The following is a 582-nucleotide window of genomic DNA, read 5'->3' on the forward strand; positions in this document are numbered from 1 at the left end:
CCCCACCGTCGCCATTGAAGCTTCCACCTCCGACGCCGCCGGCTCCGCCGAAGCCAAGTAGGCCGCCGGCCCCGCCGGTCCCGCCGGTCCCGCCGTGGCTACCGACGCTGACGCCACCGGCGCCACCGGCTCCGCCGGTTGACATCAGCAGGCCCGCGTTGCCGCCGGCCCCACCGGCTCCGCCCGCACCAACCGTGCCGAACCCGCCGGTTCCACCTGCCCCGCCGCTGCCGAACAGCAGGCCGGCGTTGCCTCCGGCGCCGCCGGCGCCACCATCGGCCGTTACCGCGGCTCCGCCGGCCCCGCCGGCGCCCCCGGCGCCGGCGAGCAGGCCGCCGTCGCCACCAGCTCCACCGGCGCCGCCGAAAGCGGTGCCAAGGCCGCCGGTCCCGCCGTTACCGCCACCGGCGCCGACCAACCCGCCCAGTAATCCGCCGGCGCCACCATGCCCGCCGGCGCCGCCGTCAGCGCTCCCGCCGAGTCCGCCGGCCCCGCCGTTACCGCCGGCACCAAACAGCCCGCCCGCGCCACCGACACCGCCTGCGCCGCCGTTCGCGGCACCGGCGCCCCCGAGGCCCCCGA

Annotated in this window: 1 protein-coding gene; it reads right to left on the reverse strand. The window is 79.9% G+C overall.

Annotation, left to right across the window (positions count from 1 at the left end; translation table 11 throughout):
• Window positions 1-582: hypothetical protein (locus BST12_RS32635; RefSeq protein ID WP_211281415.1), on the reverse strand; the 582-nt coding region annotated here is incomplete at both ends.

Source organism: Mycobacterium angelicum (assembly GCF_002086155.1).
Taxonomy (GTDB): Bacteria; Actinomycetota; Actinomycetes; order Mycobacteriales; family Mycobacteriaceae; genus Mycobacterium; species Mycobacterium angelicum.